Origin of the sequence: Mycobacterium malmoense, assembly GCF_019645855.1 — a bacterium.
GTDB classification, from domain to species: domain Bacteria; phylum Actinomycetota; class Actinomycetes; order Mycobacteriales; family Mycobacteriaceae; genus Mycobacterium; species Mycobacterium malmoense.
In genome coordinates, this window is record NZ_CP080999.1 from 2,787,231 (window position 1) to 2,807,771 (window position 20,541).

Here is a 20,541-nt window from a genome sequence, read left to right on the forward strand (position 1 = left end):
GGACGTTTCTCAAGATTCGGCCCTCCGGACGTAACCAAGGTACCCGCGAAGGCACCGTCAGAGCTCCAGAAACACCGTTACTGGGCCGTCGTTTACCAATTCGACCTGCATGTCCGCGCCGAACACGCCGGTCTGCACGTGCGCGCCCAGCCCCCGCAACGCCTCCGCGAACCCCGCCACCAGCGGCTCGGCGACCGCCCCGGGAGCGGCCGCGTTCCACGACGGCCGCCGGCCCTTCGCGGTGTCGGCATACAGGGTGAACTGGCTAACGACCAGGATCGGCGCATTGACCTCGGCCGCGGACCGTTCGTCGGCGAGAATGCGCAGATTCCACAGCTTTTCGGCCAGCCGCCGCGCCTTGTCGAGATCGTCGCCGTGGGTGACGCCGACGAACGCGAGCAAGCCCTGGCCGTCCGGCCGGATGGCGCCCACCACCTGGCCGTCGACCGACACGGCCGCCGATGAGACCCGTTGCACCAGAATCCGCATGGCCCTCGATGCTGCCAGGCCGGCCCCGAAAAGGTTGGGTAGGCTCGTCACGTGTCCGTGCTCGTCGCGTTTTCCGTCACCCCGCTGGGTGTGGGCGAGGGTGTCGGCGAGATCGTCGCCGAAGCGGTTCGGGTGGTTCGCGATTCCGGGCTGCCCAACGAGACCGATTCGATGTTCACCGTGATTGAGGGCGACACCTGGGAAGAAGTGATGGCCGTCGTGCAGCGCGCGGTCGAGGCCGTGGCGGCTCGCGCGCCGCGGGTCAGCGCGGTGATCAAGGCGGACTGGCGAGCCGGGGTCAACGACGCGATGACGCAGAAGGTCGCCTCCGTCGAGCGCTATCTGTCCAAGGGCTAGCCCTTCGGCTCATTGTCCCGCAGGGCCGCCAGTAGGCTCATGGCGGTGAGCGCACGCGCAGGCATCGTCGTCACCGGAACCGAGGTCCTCACCGGACGCGTCCAGGATGCGAACGGGCCCTGGATCGCCGATCGCCTCCTGGAGCTGGGCGTCGAGCTGGCCCACATCACCATCTGCGGTGACCGCCCCGCCGACATCGAGGCTCAGCTGCGCTTCCTGGCGGGCGAGGGCGTGGACCTGATCGTCACCAGCGGCGGCCTGGGGCCCACCGCCGACGACATGACCGTCGAGGTGGTGGCGCGCTTCTGCGGCCGCGAGCTAGTCCTCGACACCGAGGTCGAGAACAAGATCGCCGTCATCCTCAAATCCCTTATGGCGCACTTTAATCCCGGCGACTTCGATGCCGTGCGCGCCGCCAACCGCAAGCAGGCCATGGTTCCCTCCGGCGCACAGGTGCTCGACCCGGTGGGCACCGCGCCGGGTGTGGTGGTGCCCGGCAAGCCGACGGTCGTCGTGCTTCCCGGACCACCGCGCGAGCTGCAGCCGATGTGGCGCAGGGCCATCGAGACCGCCGCGGCGCGGGAGGCGATCGCCGGCCGGACGATCTACCGGCAGGAGACCATTCGGATGTTCGGGCTGCCCGAGTCGGGGCTGGCCGAAACGCTTCGCGGCGCGGAGGCTTGCATTCCCGGGTTTGATTCGCTGGAGATCACCACCTGCCTGCGCCGCGGGGAGATCGAAATGGTGACCCGCTACGAACCCGACGCCGCGGACGTCTACGCGCGGCTGGCCACGTTGCTGCGCGAGCGGCACGGAGAGCAGCTGTTTTCCGAAGACGGTTCCAGCGTGGACGATCTGGTCGCGCGGTTGCTGTCCGGCCGCAAGATAGCGACGGCGGAGTCCTGTACCGCCGGCCTGTTGGCGGCGCGGCTGACCGACCGGCCTGGCTCGTCGGACTATGTGATGGGCGGGGTGGTGAGTTACTCCAACGAGGCAAAAATTCAGCTGCTGGGCGTCGACCCGGCGCTGATCGAGGCGCACGGCGCGGTGTCCGAGCCGGTGGCCGAGGCGATGGCGGCGGGGGCGCTGCGGCGCTTCGGCGCCGATACCGCGGCCGCGATCACCGGAATCGCGGGCCCGGGCGGGGGAACGCCCGAAAAGCCCGTCGGCACAGTCTGTTTCACCGTGAAGCTTGCGGACGGCCGCACGGACACCCGCACCCTGCGGCTCCCCGGGAACCGGTCCGACGTCCGCGAGCGCTCGACGACGGTGGCGATGCACCTGCTGCGGCGCCTGCTCGGCGGCGAGAAGCGCGACCGGCTCACGCCATCTCGCTTGGGAGAAACGAGGTTTCGGCCGTGCCGAAGCGGATTCCGGTGGCGTCCTTGCCGATCAGCGTCAGCACCGCCACCGCGATGAGCACCGGCACGATCGTCGCGGCCAGCGCAAACGGATAGCCGTGCGACTCGGCCAGGCGTTCCTGGATGGGCAGGTTGAACGCCGCCAGCAGGTTGCCGAGCTGGTAGGTCACGCCGGGGTAGAGGCCGCGGATGGCGTCCGGCGACATCTCGGTCAAATGGGCGGGGATCACGCCCCACGCACCCTGGACGCAGAGCTGCATCAGGAACGCGCCGAGGCACAGCATCGCCGCGGTGCGCGAGTAGGCGAACAGCGGCACGATCGGCAGCCCCAGCACCGCGCAGAACACGACGGTGTAGCGGCGGCTGAACCGCTGTGACAGCGTGCCAAAGAACAGGCCGCCGATGATGGCGCCGACGTTGTAGACCACCACGATCCACTTGACGGTCACGCTGGACAGCCCGGCACCGTGGTTGGCGGTCGCCGTCAGGAAGGTGGGGTAGACGTCCTGGGTGCCGTGGCTCATCCAGTTGAACGCGGTCATCAGCAGCACCAGGTAGCCGAATCGGCGGATGATCGCGGCGTCGCGCAGCACGTCGCGGATCCTGGTGCTGGTGAGCCGCATTCGGTCCTGCGCGGCCTCCCACACCTCGGACTCCTCCACGCGATAGCGGACGATCAGGCTGATCAGCGCCGGGATGATGCTCAGGGCGAACAGCCAGCGCCACGACAACCTCAGCCAATTCATCACCACCAGCGAGGCGACGCTCGCCAGCAGATAGCCGAAGGCGTACCCCTCCTGCAACAGCCCGGAGAAAAAGCCGCGTCGCTCGACGGGAACCTTCTCCATGGCCAGCGCGGCGCCCAGCCCCCACTCGCCGCCCATGCCGATGCCGTACAGCAGCCGCAGGATCACCAGCACGGTGAAGTTGGGCGCGAACGCGCACAGGAACCCGACCACCGAGTAGAACATCACGTCGACCATCAGCGGAAGCCGCCGGCCGACGCGGTCGGCCCACAGCCCGAACAGCAGCGCGCCGACGGGCCGCATGATCAGGGTGGCCGTGGTGACGAACGCGACCTCGGCCTTGCTGTGATGGAACGTCTTCGCGATGTCGGCATAGACGAGCACGACGATGAAGTAGTCGAAGGCGTCCATCGTCCAGCCCAGCAACGCCGCGATGAATGAATTTCGCTGATCGCCCGTCAACTTCTTCTTTTGAGGACTTTGTGTTGTCACGTCAGCATCGTGCAGTACCGGGCGCGCTGGCGCGAGAGTAGGTTGCGAATGCATGCGGATCATCGACGCCGATGGGCACGTCGCCGAGAACTCCTCGCTGACCATCGAGGCACTCGAGCGCTGGCCCGAACACATCAAACCCAGCCCGGACGGGCGGCTGCGGCTGACGTTCGAGGGCCGCAACTACCCGGAGGACCAAGGCCCGGGCGCGGGTTGTCCGCCCGAGCACGGGATCAGCAACGCACCCGGCATCAATTGCCGGTCGCCCGAAGGCGTGCTGGGCGACGCCGACCGCGATCACATCGACACGATGGTGCTGTATCCGAGCCTCGGGCTGTGCGTGCCCAGCCTCGAAAATCCCGAATTTGCAGCCGGATTCGCGCGGCTCTACAACCAGTGGATCGCGGATTACTGCGCCTCGTCGGGCGGCCGGTTGCGCGGCGTCGCCGTGGCCCCGGTCGAGCACGGGCAGGTGGCCATCGACGTCATGACCGAGGCCAAGGACCTCGGGCTGGTGGCGACCCTCGTCCCGCCGGCGCTCAAGACACGCAACCTCGACCACCCGGACCTCGACCCGTTCTACGCCGCGGCCGTCGACCTCGAGATGCCGCTGGGCATTCACGGCGCCCCGGGCATCCACCTGCCGAAGATCGGCGTGGACCGCTTCACCAACTACATCCAGGTGCACTGCATCAGCTTTCCGTTCGACCAGATGACGGCGATGACCGCGCTGGTTTCCGGCGGCGTCTTCGAGCGCCATCCGCGGTTGCGGGTCGCCTTTCTCGAGGCGGGGGCGGGCTGGGTGCCATTCTTCGTCGACCGCCTGCACGAGCATTACGAGAAGCGCGGGGATTGGGTCGAGCGCGGCTGGCGCCGCGATCCGCACGAATATCTCAAGGCGGGCAACATCTTTGTGACCTGTGAGCCCGAGGAACCGATCCTGCCGGGCGTGATCGACGTGCTCGGCGCCGACTTCATCATGTTCGCCAGCGATTACCCGCACTGGGACGGCGAATGGCCGGAGAGCACCAAGCACCTGCGCACCCGCGCCGACATCAGCGAGGAAGCGCGCGAAAAGATCGGCGGCCGCAACGCGCAGCGCTTCTACAACCTGAACTGACCGGCTTACTTCTTGCCCGGCGCGGTGGCAGGATCTCCCGCATGGGCCCTTTTCTGCTTCGCGCCGCATTGACCGGATTCGCGTTATGGATCGTCACGCTCTTCGTGCACGGGATCAGCTTCGTCGGCGGTGACACGAGGCTGGAGCGGGTCGGCATCATCTTCGTCGTCGCGGTGATCTTCGGTCTGGTCAACGCATTCATCAAGCCGATCGTCCAGTTCCTGTCGATCCCGCTGTACATCCTGACCCTCGGCCTGATCCACATCGTCATCAACGCGTTGATGTTGTGGATCACGGCCTGGATCACCGAACACACCACGCACTGGGGGCTGCAGATCGACCACTTCTGGTGGACGGCGATCTGGGCCGCCATCGTGTTGTCGATCGTGAGCTGGGTGCTGTCGCTGGTGGTCCGCGACGCCGGCCGCCGCGCCCGCGTCTGACGGCTCAGCGGCCCGCCACCGCGGCGGTCGCTTCTCGGCGAAGGCGCGCGGCCCCTCTGATATTTGCCGGAGGCATTCTCGGTCGTCGAAAACATCTCGAAGCCGCCCGCGACGCAGGTGCCGTTCACCGCCGCGACGATCGGCTTGTACACCGGGAATCGATGCAGGACGGCGTGGATGGCGTCGTCCTTGTTCCACCCGTCGGGCCTGGGCATTCCATGTCCAGCGAGTTGCGCGTCTCGGGGCGGTTGATCCTGATGGAGGCGATGTGGGCGTGCAGCGCGTAGTCGATACTCACCGCGTCTCCACCGGTCTCGACGGCGAGCAGACATAGAGTCGCACTTTTCCGCGCCGGTTTGTGCGAGTCTGCGTCTGCTCACCGGTTGCTATCTTTGCAAGGATAGCCGCCGAAGCGGGCGACAGGGCTAGCGACCAGCCGCATCACGTCGCGCGCGCAACCCCAGGACAAGGTCACGCCGTTGCTGCTGTGGCCGTAGTTGTGGACGCACCGCGCCCGCCCGAGCGGCTCAACCTCCACGCGCACCGACGGACGGTCGGGACGCAGCCCGGTGATCGTCTCGAGCACCTCGGCCTCGCCGAGCCGTGGCTCGGCGAGGCGGCAGCGCTGCAGGATCCGGTCGGTCACCTCGGGATCCGGCGTGGTGTCCCAGCGGCCGGGGATGCTGATGCCGCCGCACACCACGCGCTGCGGGTGGGGGAAGTAACAAGTCCATTCCCGGCCGGCGTTGATCTCCAGGAACAGTTGCCGCAGGCCGGGATTGGCGAGGATGACGTGCTGGCCGAACAGCGGCCGCACCGTGTCGTCGCCCGTCAGCGCTCCGGCGCCAAGACCGGCACAGTTGACGACAATCGGTGCGGCATCGGCGGCCTCGGCCAGCGACCGCACGGGACGCGCCTCGATTGCGCAGCCGGCGGCGTCCAGCCGCCGTGTCAGATAGTCGAGGTAGTGCGGCATGTCGATCATCGGCATGGTGGCGCGAAACCCAGCACCAAAGCCGGCGGGGATATCGGCCGGGTCGGCCGGCCGCAGGTCGGGGATCAGCTCGGCCGCGGACGACATCGCCTCGGTCAATTGACCGACAATTAGCGCCGGCGCCATCCGCACCCCCGTGCTGGGGTCGTTGGCCAGGTCCCGAAACACCCGTAGGGAATGCTCGGTCCAGCCCAGCGTCTTGGCGGCGCGTTCGGCCGGCCGCGGTGGCGCCCACACCGCTCCCGCCACCATTGAGGTCGTCTGCTGCGGCATCGCGGCCGCCCACACCCGCACCGGCCAGCCCGCTTCGGCCAGACATATGGCCGACGTCAAGCCGCTTACGCCGGCACCGACCACGACAATCTGTTGTGCGCCACTTGCCACGACAGCAAACTCCGTCAGGAGTGGGGGGCTTGCTGGCCATTCTGGCCGCCGAGCAGCCCGTTGAGGATGCCGAGAGTGCCCTGCACACCTGGAGGCGGTGTATTAGCGGGCGGATTGGCGTCGGGAGTCAACTGCCAGGGCTGGCAGCCCGACGTCTTGAACGATTTGTCTGTCGGATCGATCTGCACTACCTGCGGCTTCTTGCTCAGGGCGTTGTCGATGAGCGCACCGTCGGGGTTGCCGATCCGCTTCCAGTAGCACGTGCCGTCGCCGACCGGCCCCGCCGAGCTGTATATGCCCGGCGCGATGTCGGTCCCCACCGCGTACGTGCCGTCGTGGTCGATCGTCGTCTTCGGTGCGGGCGGCGGCTGCGGGTCGGCGCCGGCGACGCCCGCGGACGCGGCCCAGCCCGCAAGGAGCAGTCCCGCGGCGGCCAATCGTGCCGCCACGGGTCCTCCCGCCTTAAACCCCATAGAACAGCAGCCTACCGGGGTGAGCAGCCCATTTCACGTCGCCGTCCGCACGCCGAGCACCGGCTGTATGCCCCGACCGTTGTTGAAGGCCGATGACCAGGGCCAGCGTCCGCGCCAGTCGGCCCACACCAGTTGCAACGCACGCACGTCGCCGCCGTAGATCGCGATCGCGGAGTTCATGTGCGCGTCGGGGTGTTCGACCTCGACAACTTCGACCAGGGTGGGGCCGCTAAGGGTAAGTCGCGCACCAGGTTTGGGCACGTCGATAGCCGGTGCCGACTCGACGATCCCGCCCAATAACCCAAGCGCCCGCCGCGGCGAGATGCCGGTCATCAAGAATTCGGGCAACCCGTGACGGGTCAGGCCGATGGTGTATGCGTACGGCACTCGATCGTCCTCGACATACTGCACCGTCCAGCCTCGCTCGCGAATCTTTCGGCGTATCTCGGCGAGGTAATCGGCCACGGTGCTGCCCGGGTGGTCACACATCCAGCACATCGCATCCCCCTTATCTTTCGTCGTGCTTTGCCGCCACGATGCGCGCAGGGTCTGACACGTTTGTCCGGCCAGCCGTCTTGGCCGCTCGCGGCGGCCAATTGGGCACACCTAGACCCAAGGTGGACCCGAAAAGCCGGCCGGGTTACCGTCCGTTGAGCGACGGCGTTCAGGAAAGAGCGCCGCGGGCGGGAGGTCTCGGCGTGCTGTTCATGCACGAGGTGCACAACGTGCGCGGCCGGCGCGAAGACCACTTCGAGGCCGCGTTTCGGGAGGGCTGGATGCCCATGCTCGCCGACGGCGATGACGCCCGGCTGTTGTGGTACGCCCATCACGCGCAGGGCAGCGGTCCCGCCTACACCGTCGTCACCATCACCGCCGTTCAGGACGGGGCGGCATGGGAACGCCTTGCCCTGCGGGTACAACAGGGCGATCTGCAGAAGTGGATGCGCGGCCTGGACGAACTGCGCCACGAGGTCGAGGCGAAGCTGCTCATACCGCTCCCGTGGTCGCCGTTGCAGGGCGTGTCGTTCGACGAGGTGCCGGTCGACGGGCGGGAACACGAGCTGAGCCTCTACATGGAAGACACCATGTGGCCCTACCAAGACAAGTTCGAGGAATACATCGTCCGCTGCGGCGACGTCTATGCCCGAAGCCTTGAGCGGCCGTCGTCCATGCTGACCATCCAGGCGGCTTTCCAGCCCGCCCTGGGCAGCCACCTACGCCGCGAGGTCACCTTGATGCAGCGCATCCAGCGGCCGGAGCAACTGCTCGAACTGCTCCGCACGCATATTCCCCCCGAGCACCGCGCCCCGGGCACCTGGATGCACGACGCCCTGGATCTGCGAGACCAGTGGACCAGCCGATTGCTGCGCACCTCCGCCTGGTCACCCCTGTACTAAGCCGGACAAGCCCATTCGAGTGTGTTCTCAGGGCGGCGTCCCTCGGCGTGTCGGCACCGCCAGATCACACTCGGCGCCAAGATCCTCGGTCAAGCCAGCGGCGCCAAGCCCGAGCGAAGCAGATCCAGGCTCGCGGCCACGAGTCCACCGAGGTCGTCGGCACAGCCGTGGCAGCCCCAATGTTCTACCGCCACAACAAGCGTCGCCGCCATCACAGACCCCGCGACCTCGGCGCCGAGATCGATGTTCGCCACGTCCGGGTTGCGGTTCCTGACGAAGTCGGTCAGCACCCGAGCAAACGACGACTGCACCACCCGCAGGTGGCTCGCGATGCGGTCGGCGCTGATCAGCTCCGCGCGAGCCGTCGCGGCCTGGCGCACCACCTCGAGGTCGTGCGGGAAGGTTGCCACGCTCGCGAGCACCGCATCGAAGAGTGACTCGGAGGCGGGACGCTGGGCCAGCGCCTCGGCCAGCCATTCCAGGTGCGTCTCGTAGTCCTGGAACAGCACCGCCTCCTTGGTAGGGAAATGCCGGAAGAAGGTGCGTTCGGTGACGCCGGCCTCGCGCGCCAGCTCGGTTACGGTCACGTTGGCAAATCCCTTGCGGGCGAAGCTCTTTAATGCCGCCTGGCGAAGCGCCTCGTGCGTCGATCGTCGGCGTTGTTGGTGACGGTTTGTCGGGGCGGCCATGTCGCGCCGATCGTATCCCAGCCCTCCCGGGCTGGTCAGTACTGACATCTTCCAATTATGTCAGTACTGACATATTCTTGTCACGCGCTACTCGAGGGAGGGCCAGAATTATGAGCGGGACCGATTTTGACGCGATCGTGGTGGGCGCCGGGCACAACGGGCTGACGGCAGCGGCGGTTCTGCAACGCGCGGGTCTTCGCACACTGTGCCTGGAAGCCAACACCTATGCGGGGGGCATGGCGGCGACCGTCGAATTGATCGACGGCTTCCGGTACGAGATCGCGGGTTCGGTGCAGTTTCCGACGGCGAGCCAAATCACCAAGGAGCTCGGCCTCGACACGCTGCCGACGGTGGAGCCGGAGGTGATGTCGACCAACATCGGCGAATCCGGCGAGGAGCCGATGATCTTCTACCGCGACCCGATCCAGCTGATGACGCACCTCGGCGAGAAGCACGGCTTCGAGGCGGTCACCGGCATGGCCGAACTGATCGGCTGGAGTCAGGGGCCTGCAAAAGCCTTGGGCCGCTTCGATGTCCGCAAACCTCCCAAGACTCTCGACGAGATGTATGCTTGCGCGGCCAACGATGCCGAACGCCGGGCGATTCACGAAATGCTGTTCGGGTCGGCGATGGACGTGATCGACCGCTTCCTGCCGGACAAGGACAAACACGCGGTGATGCGGGGGATGCTCGCGTTTCTGGCCGTCAACTCCACCTACCGAGGGCCCTATACACCAGGCAGCGCCACCTGTTTGGCGTTCGCCCTGGCGGTCCCCCAGGACAGCACAGACAGCACCGCGATGATGACCAAGCTCGAGGGCGGCATCGGCGCACTCACCGAGCATCTGTGCGGGCTCTTCGTTTCCGACGGCGGCGAAATCCGATTCCGCACCAGGGTTGAGCAGATTCTCGTCGACCACGATGCGGTGACCGGCGTACGACTACGGGACGGTTCGACGATCACCGCGCCGATCGTGGTGTCCAACCTGGCGCCCGACGTGACCCTCACCGAGCTCATCGCGTCCGAACACGTTCCGGCAGAACTGGTCTCGCGCGTGTCCGGCCGGGATCACCGGGCTTCTTTCGTGCAAATCCACTTCGCCCTCGACGGGCTGCCCGAGTTCGCCCCGCCCTACGAACTGCTGAACGAGGCCGGCATGCAGCAGTCGATCGGCATCTTCGGAACGCCGGAAGAGCAACAGCTGCAATGGGAAACCTGCCGCCGCGGCATCGTCCCGGACAACCCGTCGATGGGGTTACAGATTCCGTCGGTGCACGATCCGAGCATGGCGCCGCCCGGAAAGCACGCGGCGAGCGCATTCGCCTACGCCTTTCCGGTCGAGGCCGGCCGCGACCAGCACGGGCATCTGAAAAATGAGATGGCACAGCGCGTTGTCGACAAGGTCACCAGATTTGCCCCCAACTTCAAGGACATCGTGATCCGCCATATCACGTTCGCGCCCTACCACATGAACACCATGTTCGGTGCACCGGCCGGCGACTTCTGCCACGGACTGCTGCATCCCGACCTGATGGGTCCAAATCGTCCCGGGCCCAAGGGCTTCCTCGACTTTCCGATTCCCATCGACGGCCTGTATCTCGGCGGCGCGGGATGTCATGGCGGCCCCGGCATTACATTCACTCCCGGCTATAACGCCGCCTATCAGGCGCTCGACGACATCGCCTGAGCGTCAGCCGCCGAATGTTCCGGTGAGCTGCGCCTGTCCCGCCGCGGCCTGTGTTATCGCCTGTGCCGCTTGCACACCGACGAGTCCCGCGGGGAGCTGAAAGTTGGCGGGAAGCTGGTGGAGGGTGAACCGGTAGTGGTGCACCCCGGTGCCCGCGGGCGGGCAGGGCCCGCTGTATCCGGCCTGGCCGGCCGAGTTCGGCAGGCTGCTTCCCCCGGCGGGTGTCTGACCGTCCGCGGTGGTCCCGGGACCGGGAGGGATTCCCACCACGATCCAGTGGATGTAGGGGCCGCGGACGGCGTCCGCGTCGTCGACGACGAGCGCCCCGCCCAACGGCGCCGACCATGTCAGCGGTGGCGCGGTGTTGGCCCCCTTGCAGGTGTACTGCACGGGGATCGGCCCGCCATCGGGGAACGCGGGACTGCTGATCGTCAACGGCCCGTTGGCAGGCGCTTCCGCGAGGGTCCGGCCGAGGGTGGTCACCTTCGGCGTCAGCGGGGCCGTCATACGGCCGCCCCCATGACCGCCGCAGCCGACCAGCGGAACCAGGAGTGCCAGCCCGCCGATGACCGATGCGATCCGGTGAAATGTGCTCGCCTGTGTCGATTCCATAAAGGACAGTGTCGCTGCCGAACCGTGTCTCCGGAAGCACCCGTTTTTCGCCGCCGTGGCCGGTCACCATTTTGGATCATGACGGCTACTTGTGACGCTTCTTGACTTCCAGCACGCGCTTGCGCAGGCCCTCGGTGGCCGTGTCCATCAGACCGCTGGCCCCTCTCCTGATCAGAAATCCGGGGAGCGGCACGGATAGGTCCACGGTGAGTTCGAAACGGACCCGGGTGGCATCGCCCTCGGGGGTCAGCGTGTAGCGGCCCTCCTGCGCGCGTTGTTGTTTGGCGCTCACCAGTGTCCAGCTCACGCCGTCGTCGTGAACGGAATAGTCCAGAACTTGCTCGTCGCTGACGCCCGCGATCTTGACCGTTTGCCGAGATCTGCTCGGATGGCCCCGCTCGTCCCGCTCCAGGATTTCGACCTTTCGGTGGAACGAGGACCACTGGGTCAACGAGTCGAGGTCGAACAGGACCTCCATGATCTCGTCGGGCGTCGCCTCGATGACGACTTCACGAGAATCGGTGGTGGCCATGGCTCCCGCTTATTCCTGTGCGGCGGTCTCGGCGAGGCGGTGCCGCCACGAATTGGTCCACCTGGATCGTCGCGAGCGTTTTACCGGCCAAGTTTGTCTCGGTCACTGCAGCTCCTCTGCCGCCGCGGCGAGCTCGGCAAGTCGCGCACGCCAGAACTTCTCGAACGGATGCAGCCACTCACCCAGCTCCGCCAGCGGTTCCGCGGTCAGGCGGTAGATGCGCCGGCGGCCCTGCGGCTCGTCGGCCACCAGTCCCGCGTCACGCAGGACTTTGAGGTGCTCGGCGACGGCCGGGCGACTGAGCTCGAAGCGGCCGCTGAGTTCCCCGGCGGACAGGGGCCGGCCAGCGAGGATCTCGAGCAGCTCCCGCCGCACGGGATTCGCCAGCGCGAGAAAGACGCGATCGGCGGTGGCCATGCCGGCAATATACGTCGGAGATTTCCGACATGTCAACCATTTCCGACGTTCGGCGACTACCTTCCTGTCTGTGCATTTCGCCTGGGAGCGGCTGACCGCCCACGTGCATCGCTGCCGGCTGCCCTTCTGTGATGTCACGGTCGGGCTGGTGCGGGGCCGGACCGGGGCGCTGCTCGTCGACACCGGTACGACGCTCGCCGAGGCGGTCGCGATCGACGCCGACGTCCGCCGGATCGCGGGGTGTCCAGTTACACGTGTTGTGTTGACGCACAAGCACTTCGATCACGTCCTGGGCTCCTCGGTGTTCGCCGACGCCGAGGTGTACTGCGCACCCGACGTTGTCGAATACCTATCGTCGGCGACCGACCAGCTGCGCGGCGACGCGCTGACCCACGGCGCGGACGCCGCGGAGATCGACCGCGCGATCGCGGCCTTGCGCCCGCCGAACCACGGCGTCTATGACGCCGTGGTCGACCTTGGCGACCGCTCCGTGACGATCGCCCACCTGGGTCGTGGCCACACCACGTCGGACTTGGTCGTCGTGGCCGACGATGACGACCGGGTCGTGGTGTTCACCGGTGATCTCGTCGAGGAGTCCGCCGACCCGGTCATCGACGCCGATTCCGATGTGGCGGCCTGGCCGACGACGCTTGATCGGCTGCTCGCGGTCGGTGGGCCTGGAGCCATCTACGTTCCGGGCCATGGGAGGGTCGTCGACGCGGATTTCGTCCGTCGGCAGCGGGATTGGTTGCGGCGCAACGCATCGAAGTCATAGCCCGATCGCGGCGCCGGTCCGCGACGCCGACGACACCAGCACCGCCGGTCCCGGCGATCCAGAACCCCGGTGCACTCGGGTCTTTTGCCCCTGATTGAACTATCGCCTCCGGGGATAAACTCACGTTCAGCGGAATCGTGTTGAAGAGGAGCGTAAGCCCATGGCCATCATCGAAACGGACACCGAGGTCCGCATGCCGTTCGACCGGGACGTGGAGGCCACGCAGCGATACTTCGATAACTCCCGGTTCGCGGGCATCACCCGCCTCTACACGGCCCGCCAAGTCGCAGAGCAGCGCGGCACGATCCCGACCGACTACATCGTGGCGAGAGAAGCGGCGGCGGCTTTCTATGATCGGCTGCGCGAGCTGTTCGCCGCGAAGAAGAGCATCACCACGTTCGGTCCGTATTCGCCCGGGCAGGCGGTGAGCCTCAAGCGGATGGGGATCGAAGCCATCTACCTCGGCGGCTGGGCAACCTCAGCCAAGGGTTCCACCACCGAAGATCCCGGGCCCGACCTCGCCAGCTACCCGTTGAGCCAGGTGCCCGACGATGCCGCGGTGCTGGTGCGCGCCCTGCTGACGGCCGACCGCAATCAGCAGTACATGCGCCTGCACATGAGTGAACGGCAGCGCGCCACGACCCCGGCCTATGACTATCGCCCGTTCATCATCGCCGACGCCGATACCGGCCACGGCGGTGACCCGCACGTGCGCAACCTGATCCGCCGTTTCGTCGAGGTCGGCGTGCCCGGATACCACATCGAGGACCAGCGCCCGGGCACCAAGAAATGTGGCCATCAGGGCGGCAAGGTTCTGGTGCCGTCGGACGAACAGATCAAGCGCCTCAACGCCGCCCGGTTCCAGCTCGACGTCATGCGGGTGCCCGGCATCATCGTCGCCCGCACCGATGCCGAGGCCGCCAACCTGATCGACAGCCGCGCCGACGAGCGCGATCAGCCGTTCCTTCTCGGCGCCACCAACCTGGACATCCCTTCCTACAAGGCCTGCTTCCTGGCGCTGGTGCGACGTTTCTACGAACTGGGCGTCAAGGAACTCAACGGCCATCTCCTCTATGCTCTGGCCGAGGGCCAGTACGCGGCAGCCACCGCCTGGCTTGAGCGCCAAGGCATTCAGGGCCTGATCTCCGATGCCGTCAACGCCTGGCGCGAGGACGGGCAACAATCGATCGACGACCTCTTCGACCAGGTCGAGTCGCGGTTCGTGGCCGCCTGGGAAGACGACGCCGGGCTGATGACCTACGGCGAGGCCGTGGCGGAGGTGCTCGAATTCGGTGAGAGCGAGGGCGAGCCGGTCGACATGAGCCCGGAGGAGTGGCGCGGGTTCGCCCAGCGTGCGTCGCTCTACACCGCGCGCGAAAAGGCCAAGGAGCTGGGCGTCGACCCGCCATGGGACTGCGAGCTGGCGAAGACCCCCGAGGGCTACTACCAGATCCGGGGCGGAATTCCCTATGCGATCGCCAAGTCGCTCGCGGCGGCGCCGTTCGCCGACATCCTCTGGATGGAGACCAAGACCGCCGATCTCGCCGACGCCCGGCAGTTCGCCGAGGCAATCCATGCCGAGTTCCCCGACCAGATGCTGGCCTACAACCTGTCCCCGTCGTTCAACTGGGACACCACCGGCATGACCGACGAGGAGATGCGGCGCTTCCCCGAAGAACTCGGCAAGATGGGCTTCGTCTTCAACTTCATCACCTACGGCGGACACCAGATCGACGGCGTCGCCGCCGAGGAATTCGCCACCGCGCTCCGGCAGGACGGCATGCTGGCGCTGGCCCGCTTGCAGCGCAAGATGCGCCTCGTCGAATCTCCCTACCGCACACCGCAAACCCTGGTGGGCGGGCCACGCAGCGACGCCGCGCTGGCCGCCTCGTCGGGACGCACGGCGACCACCAAGGCGATGGGCAAGGGCTCGACCCAACACCAGCACCTGGTGCAGACCGAGGTGCCGCGGAAGTTGCTGGAGGAGTGGCTGGCCATGTGGAGCGGCCACTACCAGATCAAAGACAAGCTGCGCGTGCAGCTTAGGCCGCAGCGTGCCGGCTCGGAGGTGCTCGAGCTCGGCATCTACGGAGACGGCGACAAGAAGCTCGCGAACGTGATCTTCCAGCCGATCCAAGACCGGCGGGGCCGCACCATCCTTTTGGTGCGCGATCAGAACACGTTCAGCGAGGAGCTGCGGCAGAAGCGGCTGATGACCTTGATCCACCTGTGGCTGGTTCACCGGTTCAAGGCCGAGGCCGTGCACTACGTCACCCCCACCGACGACAACCTGTATCAGACCTCAAAGATGAAGTCCCACGGGATCTTCAGCGAGGTCAATCAGGAGGTGGGCGAGATCATCGTCGCCGAGGTGAACCACCCGCGCATCGAGGAGCTGCTGACGCCCGATCGCGTGGCACTGCGCAAGTTGATCACCAAGGAAGGCTAGAAAAGGCCGGGAAGCACTCTCCCGGCGTCGGCTCGGGAATGTCCCGTTTCCACACCCGGCGATTCGGTGCCGAGTTATTTGCCGACGGTGGCGTCGCCGTTGTCGCGCCGACCCGCGGCCGCCCGTCGTGCTGCTTGGCAAACAATCCGTCGTCGCGCGGCACCTGCAGCGGGCACCCCTGATCGCCCGGTGGTGTGCCGGACCCGTCGAAGTTTGCTTGTAGCGATAGTTGCATAGGTGTATGGTTAGCTATTAACACGCGAAAATGCATGCAACAAACACCCGCCGAGAGGAGAGGCTGATGAAGGCACAAACCAAGACGGCGATCGCGATGCTCGGCGGTGTAGCCGCACTTGCAGTGATCGGGTTCGGCGGCGGTGGCGTAAGCCCGGCCGGCGGCGCGTCGACAACGCCGACGCACCCGTCGTCTGCCGTGTCGCCCGTCATTCCCAACGCGGCCGCTCCCGGGGGTCATGCCGGCGTTCACATGGCGACCCTCACCGGCTGCATTCCCGGCGCCAACTGCTAAGCGGTCTCGCCCCATAAGTTCGCCGGGGCCCATTCGCCGAGGCGCCGAGCCCGCGGTGACAGCGACCTCTCAGTACCGCGAACCCGTTTGCGCGTCCACATGCCGGGGTACGGACCAATGGACTGCATAAAGGGTGGTTCGAGCGGGAAGTGGGGATTCTGATGAGACCTCAAGCCAGGGCTACGGTCGCGGTTTTCGGCGGCGCGGCCATGCTTGTGTTGGCGGTCGGATGTGGTGGCGGCAATAAGGGGCCAAGCAGCAGCACGACGCCAACGACCACCACGACGCCTTCGTCCAGCGTGGCGCCGGCGCCGTCCACGGCACCGGGCGGCCCCACGGGCGGCGGCGGACCCGGTGGTGGCGGTGGCAGCATCCCCGGCGGCCCGACGGGTGGCGGCGGACCCGGTGGCGGCGGCGGCACCATCCCCGGCGTTGGCGGGGGCGGCGGCGGACCGGGCGGCGGGGGCGGTTGCGTCGGCAACGTCTGCGGCGGCTACCCGTGATCACCCACTTGAGCCAGCCGTAACCGTCAAAGCGCTGGGCAATACCTGGACCGGCCATGAGCGACTTGAGTTATGGTTCTCCGCAACTCGACTTGCAAGGGGATCCCCATGGCCAAGCTCAGGTTTGGATATTTCATCGCCCCATTCCACCGCGCCGGCACCAACCCGACGCTTGCGTTACAGCGTGACCTCGAGTTCATCGAACATCTCGACGCGCTCGGCTTTGACGAAGTGTGGTTGGGCGAGCATCACTCGGCCGGCAGCGAAATCATCAGCTCCCCGGAGGTTTTCATCGCCGCCGCAGCCGAACGCGCCAAACGGATTCGGTTTGGTACCGGGGTCATTTCGCTCGCCTACCATAACCCGCTCTGGGTCGCCGACCGGTTGATGCTGCTGGACCACCTCACCCACGGCCGCGTGATCGGAGGGATGGGCCCGGGCTCGCTGCCCACCGACTCCGCGATGATCGGGCTCAACCCCACCGATACGCGCGAGCTTCTGGAAACCAACCTTGACATCGTCGTCCGGTTGCTGGCGGGGGAGACGGTGAGCGCCAAAACCGCCACGCACCAACTGTTCGACGCCAAGTTGCAGCTGGCTCCCTACTCCGACGGCGGGATACCGCTGGCGGTGGCCGCAGTCGCCTCACCCACCGGCGCCCGGCTGGCCGGCAAGCACGGCATCGGCCTGCTGTCCATCGGGGCGACGCTGATCATCGAGGGCTTCGACGCGCTCGCCTATCACTGGGGCATCGTCGAAGAGCGCGCGGCGGCCTTCGGCACGCAGGTCGACCGCAGCAACTGGAGCCTGGTGGGACCGTTCCACCTCGCCGAGACCGACGAACAGGCCCGCGCCGACGTGAAATTCGGCATCGAGCCGTGGTTCCGGTACTTCCAGAAGGTGGCCGCCTTCCCCCAGATGACCATGCCGGGCGAGCGCCTCGACGAGATGATCGACATCATCAACGACAACGGAGCCGGCGTCATCGGCACGCCCGAGCGGGCACGGGCCCAGGTGCAGCGGCTGTGGGACCAGTCCGGCGGCTTCGGCTGCATGCTGCAGATGGGCCACGAGTGGGCCAATCCGGCCGCAACCAAGCGATCCGCCGAATTGTTCGCCGCCGAAGTGATGCCGCATTTCCAGGGGCAGGCGCAGCCGACGCTGGATGCGGCCGCGCGGGCCGGGCAGGTGCGGGACGATCTCGCGCAGACGCAGCTGCAGGCCATCGAGCACATGACCAAGAAATATGAAAGCGAGAAGCGGCCGACCAATACTGTCTGACCTGGTGTTTTACCGAGCGCCCTGGCGTAGTGCCTGGTAGCAGCAAACACGATAGCTACACCGCCACGCTGTCTACCAACTGAGGCAAGTCATCGCGGCCATCGACAAACTGCAAACGCTAAGGGGTGAACACAAGTGAGCGAACTGCACTACACCTACCGCGTCGAGTGGTCGCCCGAAGACAACGAATGGGTTGGCTTCGCCGATGAAACCCCTTCGGCCCCAAGGACTATCGCGCACCGTTCGATTCGCGTTCGGCCGCCTTCACCAGCCGGCCCGCGAAAAACCGGACCGCCCCGCCCAGCGCGGCCCGCATCACCGGACCCGTCCCGCGAACTCCCTCGATGAACGAGCCGGTCCAGCGGATGTCGGTGCCGCCCGCCGCATTTGGTGTCAACAGCACCTCGCCGGAGTAATCCTTGGCCGGGCTCGGGGGTCCGACCAGCTTGTAGGCGTGGCGGCGATCCTGCTCGTAGGCGACGGTCTCCTCCCGCACCAGCATGGGCCACATGCCCACCTTGCGGACGGCCCCGACGCCGCCCGGCGCCGGATCGCCCTGCCGAGCCCAGCCCGACTGAAGGACGACGGGCTTGGCCCACTTCGACCAGTTGGCCCCGTCGGACACGAGCCGGAACAAGGTCGCGGCGGGCGCGCTGCTAGTCCGGTTGATCTCGAACGAAAACTTACGACCCGACATGCCCACTCCCTGGTCAATATCGCCTGCCGGGTAACCCTACCGCGCACCCGAACGCAGACGGGACGGGCCGGCGATGCAACGGCAACGGAGTGACGTAGTCGCGGGCACCTAGACTGCGCTTATGGATTGCGGTTCCCGGCAACACGCCGCGGATGTCCCTGGCCTGCTACAGATTGAGGACTGCCTGGCCCCCGACGGCAACGTCGCGTTGCCGCCAGGGGCCACGCTGATATCGCTGATCGAACGCAACATCGCCAACGTCGGCGACGCCGTCGCGTACCGCTACCTGGACTACAGCCACGCGACCGACGGGCAGGCAGTCGAAGTGACCTGGACCCAATTCGGTGTCCGCTTGCAAGCCATCGGCGCGCACGTGCAACAAGCCGCGAGTCGCGGCGAGCGGGTCGCCGTCCTCGCGCCGCAGGGCATCGACTATGTCGCGGGTTTCTACGCGGCGGTCAAGGCCGGAACCATAGCGGTGCCGCTGTTCGCGCCCGAATTGCCGGGCCACGCCGAACGTCTCGACACGGCGCTTCGCGACTCGGAGCCCGCCGTCGTGCTGACGACGACGGCCGCGAAGGACGCGGTTGAAAATTTTCTCGCCAACCTCCCACAGCTGAGAAGGCCACGGGTCGTCGTGGTCGATCAGATACCCGACTCGGCGGCGGAACTGTTCGTCCCCACCGAGCTCGGCATGGACGACGTCTCACACCTGCAGTACACCTCGGGCTCCACGCGGCCCCCGGTCGGCGTGGAGATCACTCACCGGGCGGTCGGCACCAACCTGGTGCAGATGATCCTGTCGATCGACCTGCTGGACCGGAACACCCACGGCGTCAGCTGGCTGCCGCTCTACCACGACATGGGCTTGTCGATGATCGGCTTTCCCGCGGTGTACGGCGGACACTCCACGCTGATGTCGCCGACGGCGTTCGTCCGCAGGCCGCTGCGGTGGATTCAGGCGTTGTCCGCCGAGTCGCGGCAAGGCCGGGTGGTCACCGCCGCGCCAAATTTCGCGTACGAGTGGACCGCGCAGCGTGGCCTGCCCGGGCCGGGTGACGACGTCGACCTCGGCAATGTGGTGCTGATCATCGGTTCCGAACCGGTCAGCATCGACGCGGTCAACACCTTCAATAAGGCGTTCGCGCCCTACGGATTACCGCGCACGGCGTTCAAACCCTCGTACGGCATCGCGGAGGCGACGCTCTTCGTCGCGACTATCGATCCCTCCGCGGAGGCATCGGTCGTGTATCTCGACCGCGAACAATTGGGGGCCGGTCACGCGGTACGAGTCGCGGCCGATGCCCCCAATGCCGTGCCGCAGGTGTCCTGCGGCCGGGTCGCTCGTAGCGAGTGGGCGGTGATCGTCGACCCCGATACCGAGACCGAATTGCCCGACGGTGAGGTCGGCGAAATCTGGTTGCGGGGGAACAACATTGGCCGGGGCTACTGGGGACTGCCCGACGAAACCCGGCGGGCGTTCGGCGCCGGGCTGCGATCGCGACTCGCGGAGGGGAGCCACGCGGAGGGCGCCGCCCTCGGGGGCGCCTGGCTGCGCACCGGGGACCTGGGGGTGTATCTCGGCGGCGAGCTCTACGTGACGGGCCGGATCGTCGATCTGGTGACCATCGACGGCCGCAACCACTATCCGCAAGACATCGAGGCCACCGTGGCGGAAGCCTCACCGATGGTGCGTCGTGGATACGTAACCGCATTTTCCGTACCGGCCAACGAAGCGCCGGGCGCGGAAGCCTCCAACAACAGCCGCCAGCGCCTGATCGTCGTCGCCGAACGCGCCGCGGGCACCAGCCGCGATGATCCTCAGCCGGCGATCGAGGCGATCCGGGACGCGGTGTCGCACCGACATGGTGTGACCGTTTCCGACGTGCGTTTCCTCCCGGCCGGCGCTATCCCGCGCACCACCAGCGGCAAACTGGCCCGCCTGGCCTGCCGCGCCCAATACGTAAGCGGGACATTGGGTGTGCATCAGTAAGGCACGGCACCGCATCGGGCCCGCGTTGAGGAAGACGGATGACTTTGTCCTCTTATTTCGCGGATGCGGCTCACGGGATCATGACGACATCGCCAACACAGGCGATTAACCATGACGCCG

At 66.8% G+C, this 20,541-nt stretch carries 21 protein-coding genes and 1 pseudogene; 12 read left to right on the forward strand and 10 right to left on the reverse strand.

Features of this window, described 5'->3' with window-relative positions:
- Positions 1 to 57: 57 nt before the first annotated feature.
- Complete coding sequence (gene dtd, locus K3U93_RS12910) at positions 58 to 489, reverse strand: D-aminoacyl-tRNA deacylase (protein WP_071509166.1); 432 nt, start codon at positions 487 to 489, stop codon at positions 58 to 60.
- Positions 490 to 540: 51 nt separating this feature from the next.
- Between dtd and K3U93_RS12915 the strand changes: the two genes are divergently transcribed.
- On the forward strand, positions 541 to 846 hold the full coding sequence (locus K3U93_RS12915) for an MTH1187 family thiamine-binding protein (protein WP_071509167.1): 306 nt from the start codon (positions 541 to 543) through the stop codon (positions 844 to 846).
- 45 nt (positions 847 to 891) lie between these two features.
- Positions 892 to 2,145 (forward strand): annotated as a pseudogene (locus K3U93_RS12920) (competence/damage-inducible protein A); the annotation flags it as partial.
- 22 nt (positions 2,146 to 2,167) lie between these two features.
- Here the strand turns inward: K3U93_RS12920 and K3U93_RS12925 are convergent.
- Positions 2,168 to 3,499: a sialate:H+ symport family MFS transporter gene (locus tag K3U93_RS12925; RefSeq protein ID WP_230981208.1), complete on the reverse strand. Its 1,332-nt coding sequence runs from the start codon at positions 3,497 to 3,499 to the stop codon at positions 2,168 to 2,170.
- Between K3U93_RS12925 and K3U93_RS12930 the strand changes: the two genes are divergently transcribed.
- On the forward strand, positions 3,498 to 4,565 hold the full coding sequence (locus K3U93_RS12930) for an amidohydrolase family protein (RefSeq protein WP_071509170.1): 1,068 nt from the start codon (positions 3,498 to 3,500) through the stop codon (positions 4,563 to 4,565). The genes K3U93_RS12925 and K3U93_RS12930 overlap by 2 nt on opposite strands.
- A gap of 41 nt (positions 4,566 to 4,606) precedes the next feature.
- On the forward strand, positions 4,607 to 5,008 hold the full coding sequence (locus K3U93_RS12935; RefSeq protein WP_083011129.1) for a phage holin family protein: 402 nt from the start codon (positions 4,607 to 4,609) through the stop codon (positions 5,006 to 5,008).
- 376 nt (positions 5,009 to 5,384) lie between these two features.
- On the opposite strand, the gene K3U93_RS12940 is transcribed toward K3U93_RS12935, so the two are convergent.
- From K3U93_RS12940 to K3U93_RS12950, 3 genes are read right to left on the reverse strand one after another with little or no spacing between them, the layout of a single operon-like run.
- Positions 5,385 to 6,386: an FAD-dependent oxidoreductase gene (locus K3U93_RS12940; protein WP_083011128.1), complete on the reverse strand. Its 1,002-nt coding sequence runs from the start codon at positions 6,384 to 6,386 to the stop codon at positions 5,385 to 5,387.
- A gap of 14 nt (positions 6,387 to 6,400) precedes the next feature.
- Positions 6,401 to 6,859: an Rv1352/Rv1906c domain-containing protein gene (locus K3U93_RS12945; RefSeq protein ID WP_071509173.1), complete on the reverse strand. Its 459-nt coding sequence runs from the start codon at positions 6,857 to 6,859 to the stop codon at positions 6,401 to 6,403.
- Between the two features lie 33 nt (positions 6,860 to 6,892).
- Positions 6,893 to 7,357 (reverse strand): DUF4262 domain-containing protein, encoded by a 465-nt coding sequence (locus K3U93_RS12950; protein WP_083011127.1) that lies wholly within the window; start codon positions 7,355 to 7,357, stop codon positions 6,893 to 6,895.
- Positions 7,358 to 7,509: 152 nt separating this feature from the next.
- Here K3U93_RS12950 and K3U93_RS12955 point away from each other — a divergent pair, with 152 nt between their 5' ends.
- The gene (locus tag K3U93_RS12955; protein ID WP_230981209.1) at positions 7,510 to 8,256 is read left to right on the forward strand and encodes a hypothetical protein; all 747 of its coding nucleotides are present in this window, start codon (positions 7,510 to 7,512) and stop codon (positions 8,254 to 8,256) included.
- Between the two features lie 89 nt (positions 8,257 to 8,345).
- Here the strand turns inward: K3U93_RS12955 and K3U93_RS12960 are convergent, their stop codons facing one another.
- Entirely contained in the window at positions 8,346 to 8,945 is a 600-nt protein-coding gene (locus K3U93_RS12960; RefSeq protein ID WP_083011126.1) for a TetR/AcrR family transcriptional regulator, read from the reverse strand.
- A 110-nt stretch (positions 8,946 to 9,055) separates the two neighbouring features.
- Here K3U93_RS12960 and K3U93_RS12965 point away from each other — a divergent pair, with 110 nt between their 5' ends.
- The gene (locus K3U93_RS12965) at positions 9,056 to 10,633 is read left to right on the forward strand and encodes a phytoene desaturase family protein (protein WP_083011125.1); all 1,578 of its coding nucleotides are present in this window, start codon (positions 9,056 to 9,058) and stop codon (positions 10,631 to 10,633) included.
- Between the two features lie 3 nt (positions 10,634 to 10,636).
- On the opposite strand, the gene K3U93_RS12970 is transcribed toward K3U93_RS12965, so the two are convergent.
- The 3 genes from K3U93_RS12970 to K3U93_RS12980 all read right to left on the reverse strand — a co-directional run bounded on the left by K3U93_RS12970 (position 10,637) and on the right by K3U93_RS12980 (position 12,194).
- On the reverse strand, positions 10,637 to 11,245 hold the full coding sequence (locus tag K3U93_RS12970; RefSeq protein ID WP_071509178.1) for a YbhB/YbcL family Raf kinase inhibitor-like protein: 609 nt from the start codon (positions 11,243 to 11,245) through the stop codon (positions 10,637 to 10,639).
- 85 nt (positions 11,246 to 11,330) lie between these two features.
- Positions 11,331 to 11,777, reverse strand: a complete 447-nt coding sequence (locus tag K3U93_RS12975; RefSeq protein ID WP_071509179.1) for an SRPBCC family protein — start codon at positions 11,775 to 11,777, stop codon at positions 11,331 to 11,333.
- 102 nt (positions 11,778 to 11,879) lie between these two features.
- On the reverse strand, positions 11,880 to 12,194 hold the full coding sequence (locus K3U93_RS12980) for an ArsR/SmtB family transcription factor (RefSeq protein WP_071509180.1): 315 nt from the start codon (positions 12,192 to 12,194) through the stop codon (positions 11,880 to 11,882).
- Positions 12,195 to 12,264: 70 nt separating this feature from the next.
- Between K3U93_RS12980 and K3U93_RS12985 the strand changes: the two genes are divergently transcribed.
- From K3U93_RS12985 to K3U93_RS13005, 5 genes are all read left to right on the forward strand, one after another.
- Entirely contained in the window at positions 12,265 to 12,969 is a 705-nt protein-coding gene (locus tag K3U93_RS12985) for an MBL fold metallo-hydrolase (RefSeq protein WP_083011124.1), read from the forward strand.
- Positions 12,970 to 13,129: 160 nt separating this feature from the next.
- A complete protein-coding gene (aceA, locus tag K3U93_RS12990) occupies positions 13,130 to 15,418 on the forward strand; it encodes an isocitrate lyase ICL2 (RefSeq protein ID WP_071509182.1) in 2,289 nt (762 codons plus the stop codon).
- A gap of 301 nt (positions 15,419 to 15,719) precedes the next feature.
- Entirely contained in the window at positions 15,720 to 15,947 is a 228-nt protein-coding gene (locus tag K3U93_RS12995; RefSeq protein ID WP_083011123.1) for a hypothetical protein, read from the forward strand.
- A gap of 161 nt (positions 15,948 to 16,108) precedes the next feature.
- Positions 16,109 to 16,450, forward strand: a complete 342-nt coding sequence (locus K3U93_RS13000; RefSeq protein WP_083011122.1) for a hypothetical protein — start codon at positions 16,109 to 16,111, stop codon at positions 16,448 to 16,450.
- 108 nt (positions 16,451 to 16,558) lie between these two features.
- On the forward strand, positions 16,559 to 17,731 hold the full coding sequence (locus tag K3U93_RS13005) for an LLM class flavin-dependent oxidoreductase (protein ID WP_083011121.1): 1,173 nt from the start codon (positions 16,559 to 16,561) through the stop codon (positions 17,729 to 17,731).
- Between the two features lie 229 nt (positions 17,732 to 17,960).
- On the opposite strand, the gene K3U93_RS13010 is transcribed toward K3U93_RS13005, so the two are convergent.
- Entirely contained in the window at positions 17,961 to 18,428 is a 468-nt protein-coding gene (locus K3U93_RS13010; RefSeq protein ID WP_071510701.1) for an SRPBCC family protein, read from the reverse strand.
- 121 nt (positions 18,429 to 18,549) lie between these two features.
- Here K3U93_RS13010 and K3U93_RS13015 point away from each other — a divergent pair, with 121 nt between their 5' ends.
- Positions 18,550 to 20,421: a fatty acyl-AMP ligase gene (locus K3U93_RS13015; RefSeq protein ID WP_083011120.1), complete on the forward strand. Its 1,872-nt coding sequence runs from the start codon at positions 18,550 to 18,552 to the stop codon at positions 20,419 to 20,421.
- Positions 20,422 to 20,541: the final 120 nt, after the last annotated feature.

Coding starts and splice junctions, on each gene's coding strand:
- dtd (WP_071509166.1), bottom strand. CDS start 489: ATGCGGATTCTGGTGCAACGGGTCTCATCGGCGGCCGTGTCGGTCGAC.
- K3U93_RS12930 (WP_071509170.1), top strand. CDS start 3,498: ATGCGGATCATCGACGCCGATGGGCACGTCGCCGAGAACTCCTCGCTG.
- K3U93_RS12925 (WP_230981208.1), bottom strand. CDS start 3,499: ATGCATTCGCAACCTACTCTCGCGCCAGCGCGCCCGGTACTGCACGAT.
- K3U93_RS12935 (WP_083011129.1), top strand. CDS start 4,607: ATGGGCCCTTTTCTGCTTCGCGCCGCATTGACCGGATTCGCGTTATGG.
- K3U93_RS12945 (WP_071509173.1), bottom strand. CDS start 6,859: ATGGGGTTTAAGGCGGGAGGACCCGTGGCGGCACGATTGGCCGCCGCG.
- K3U93_RS12950 (WP_083011127.1), bottom strand. CDS start 7,357: ATGTGCTGGATGTGTGACCACCCGGGCAGCACCGTGGCCGATTACCTC.
- K3U93_RS12960 (WP_083011126.1), bottom strand. CDS start 8,945: ATGGCCGCCCCGACAAACCGTCACCAACAACGCCGACGATCGACGCAC.
- K3U93_RS12965 (WP_083011125.1), top strand. CDS start 9,056: ATGAGCGGGACCGATTTTGACGCGATCGTGGTGGGCGCCGGGCACAAC.
- K3U93_RS12970 (WP_071509178.1), bottom strand. CDS start 11,245: ATGGAATCGACACAGGCGAGCACATTTCACCGGATCGCATCGGTCATC.
- K3U93_RS12975 (WP_071509179.1), bottom strand. CDS start 11,777: ATGGCCACCACCGATTCTCGTGAAGTCGTCATCGAGGCGACGCCCGAC.
- K3U93_RS12980 (WP_071509180.1), bottom strand. CDS start 12,194: ATGGCCACCGCCGATCGCGTCTTTCTCGCGCTGGCGAATCCCGTGCGG.
- aceA (WP_071509182.1), top strand. CDS start 13,130: ATGGCCATCATCGAAACGGACACCGAGGTCCGCATGCCGTTCGACCGG.
- K3U93_RS12995 (WP_083011123.1), top strand. CDS start 15,720: ATGAAGGCACAAACCAAGACGGCGATCGCGATGCTCGGCGGTGTAGCC.
- K3U93_RS13000 (WP_083011122.1), top strand. CDS start 16,109: ATGAGACCTCAAGCCAGGGCTACGGTCGCGGTTTTCGGCGGCGCGGCC.
- K3U93_RS13005 (WP_083011121.1), top strand. CDS start 16,559: ATGGCCAAGCTCAGGTTTGGATATTTCATCGCCCCATTCCACCGCGCC.
- K3U93_RS13010 (WP_071510701.1), bottom strand. CDS start 18,428: ATGTCGGGTCGTAAGTTTTCGTTCGAGATCAACCGGACTAGCAGCGCG.
- K3U93_RS13015 (WP_083011120.1), top strand. CDS start 18,550: ATGGATTGCGGTTCCCGGCAACACGCCGCGGATGTCCCTGGCCTGCTA.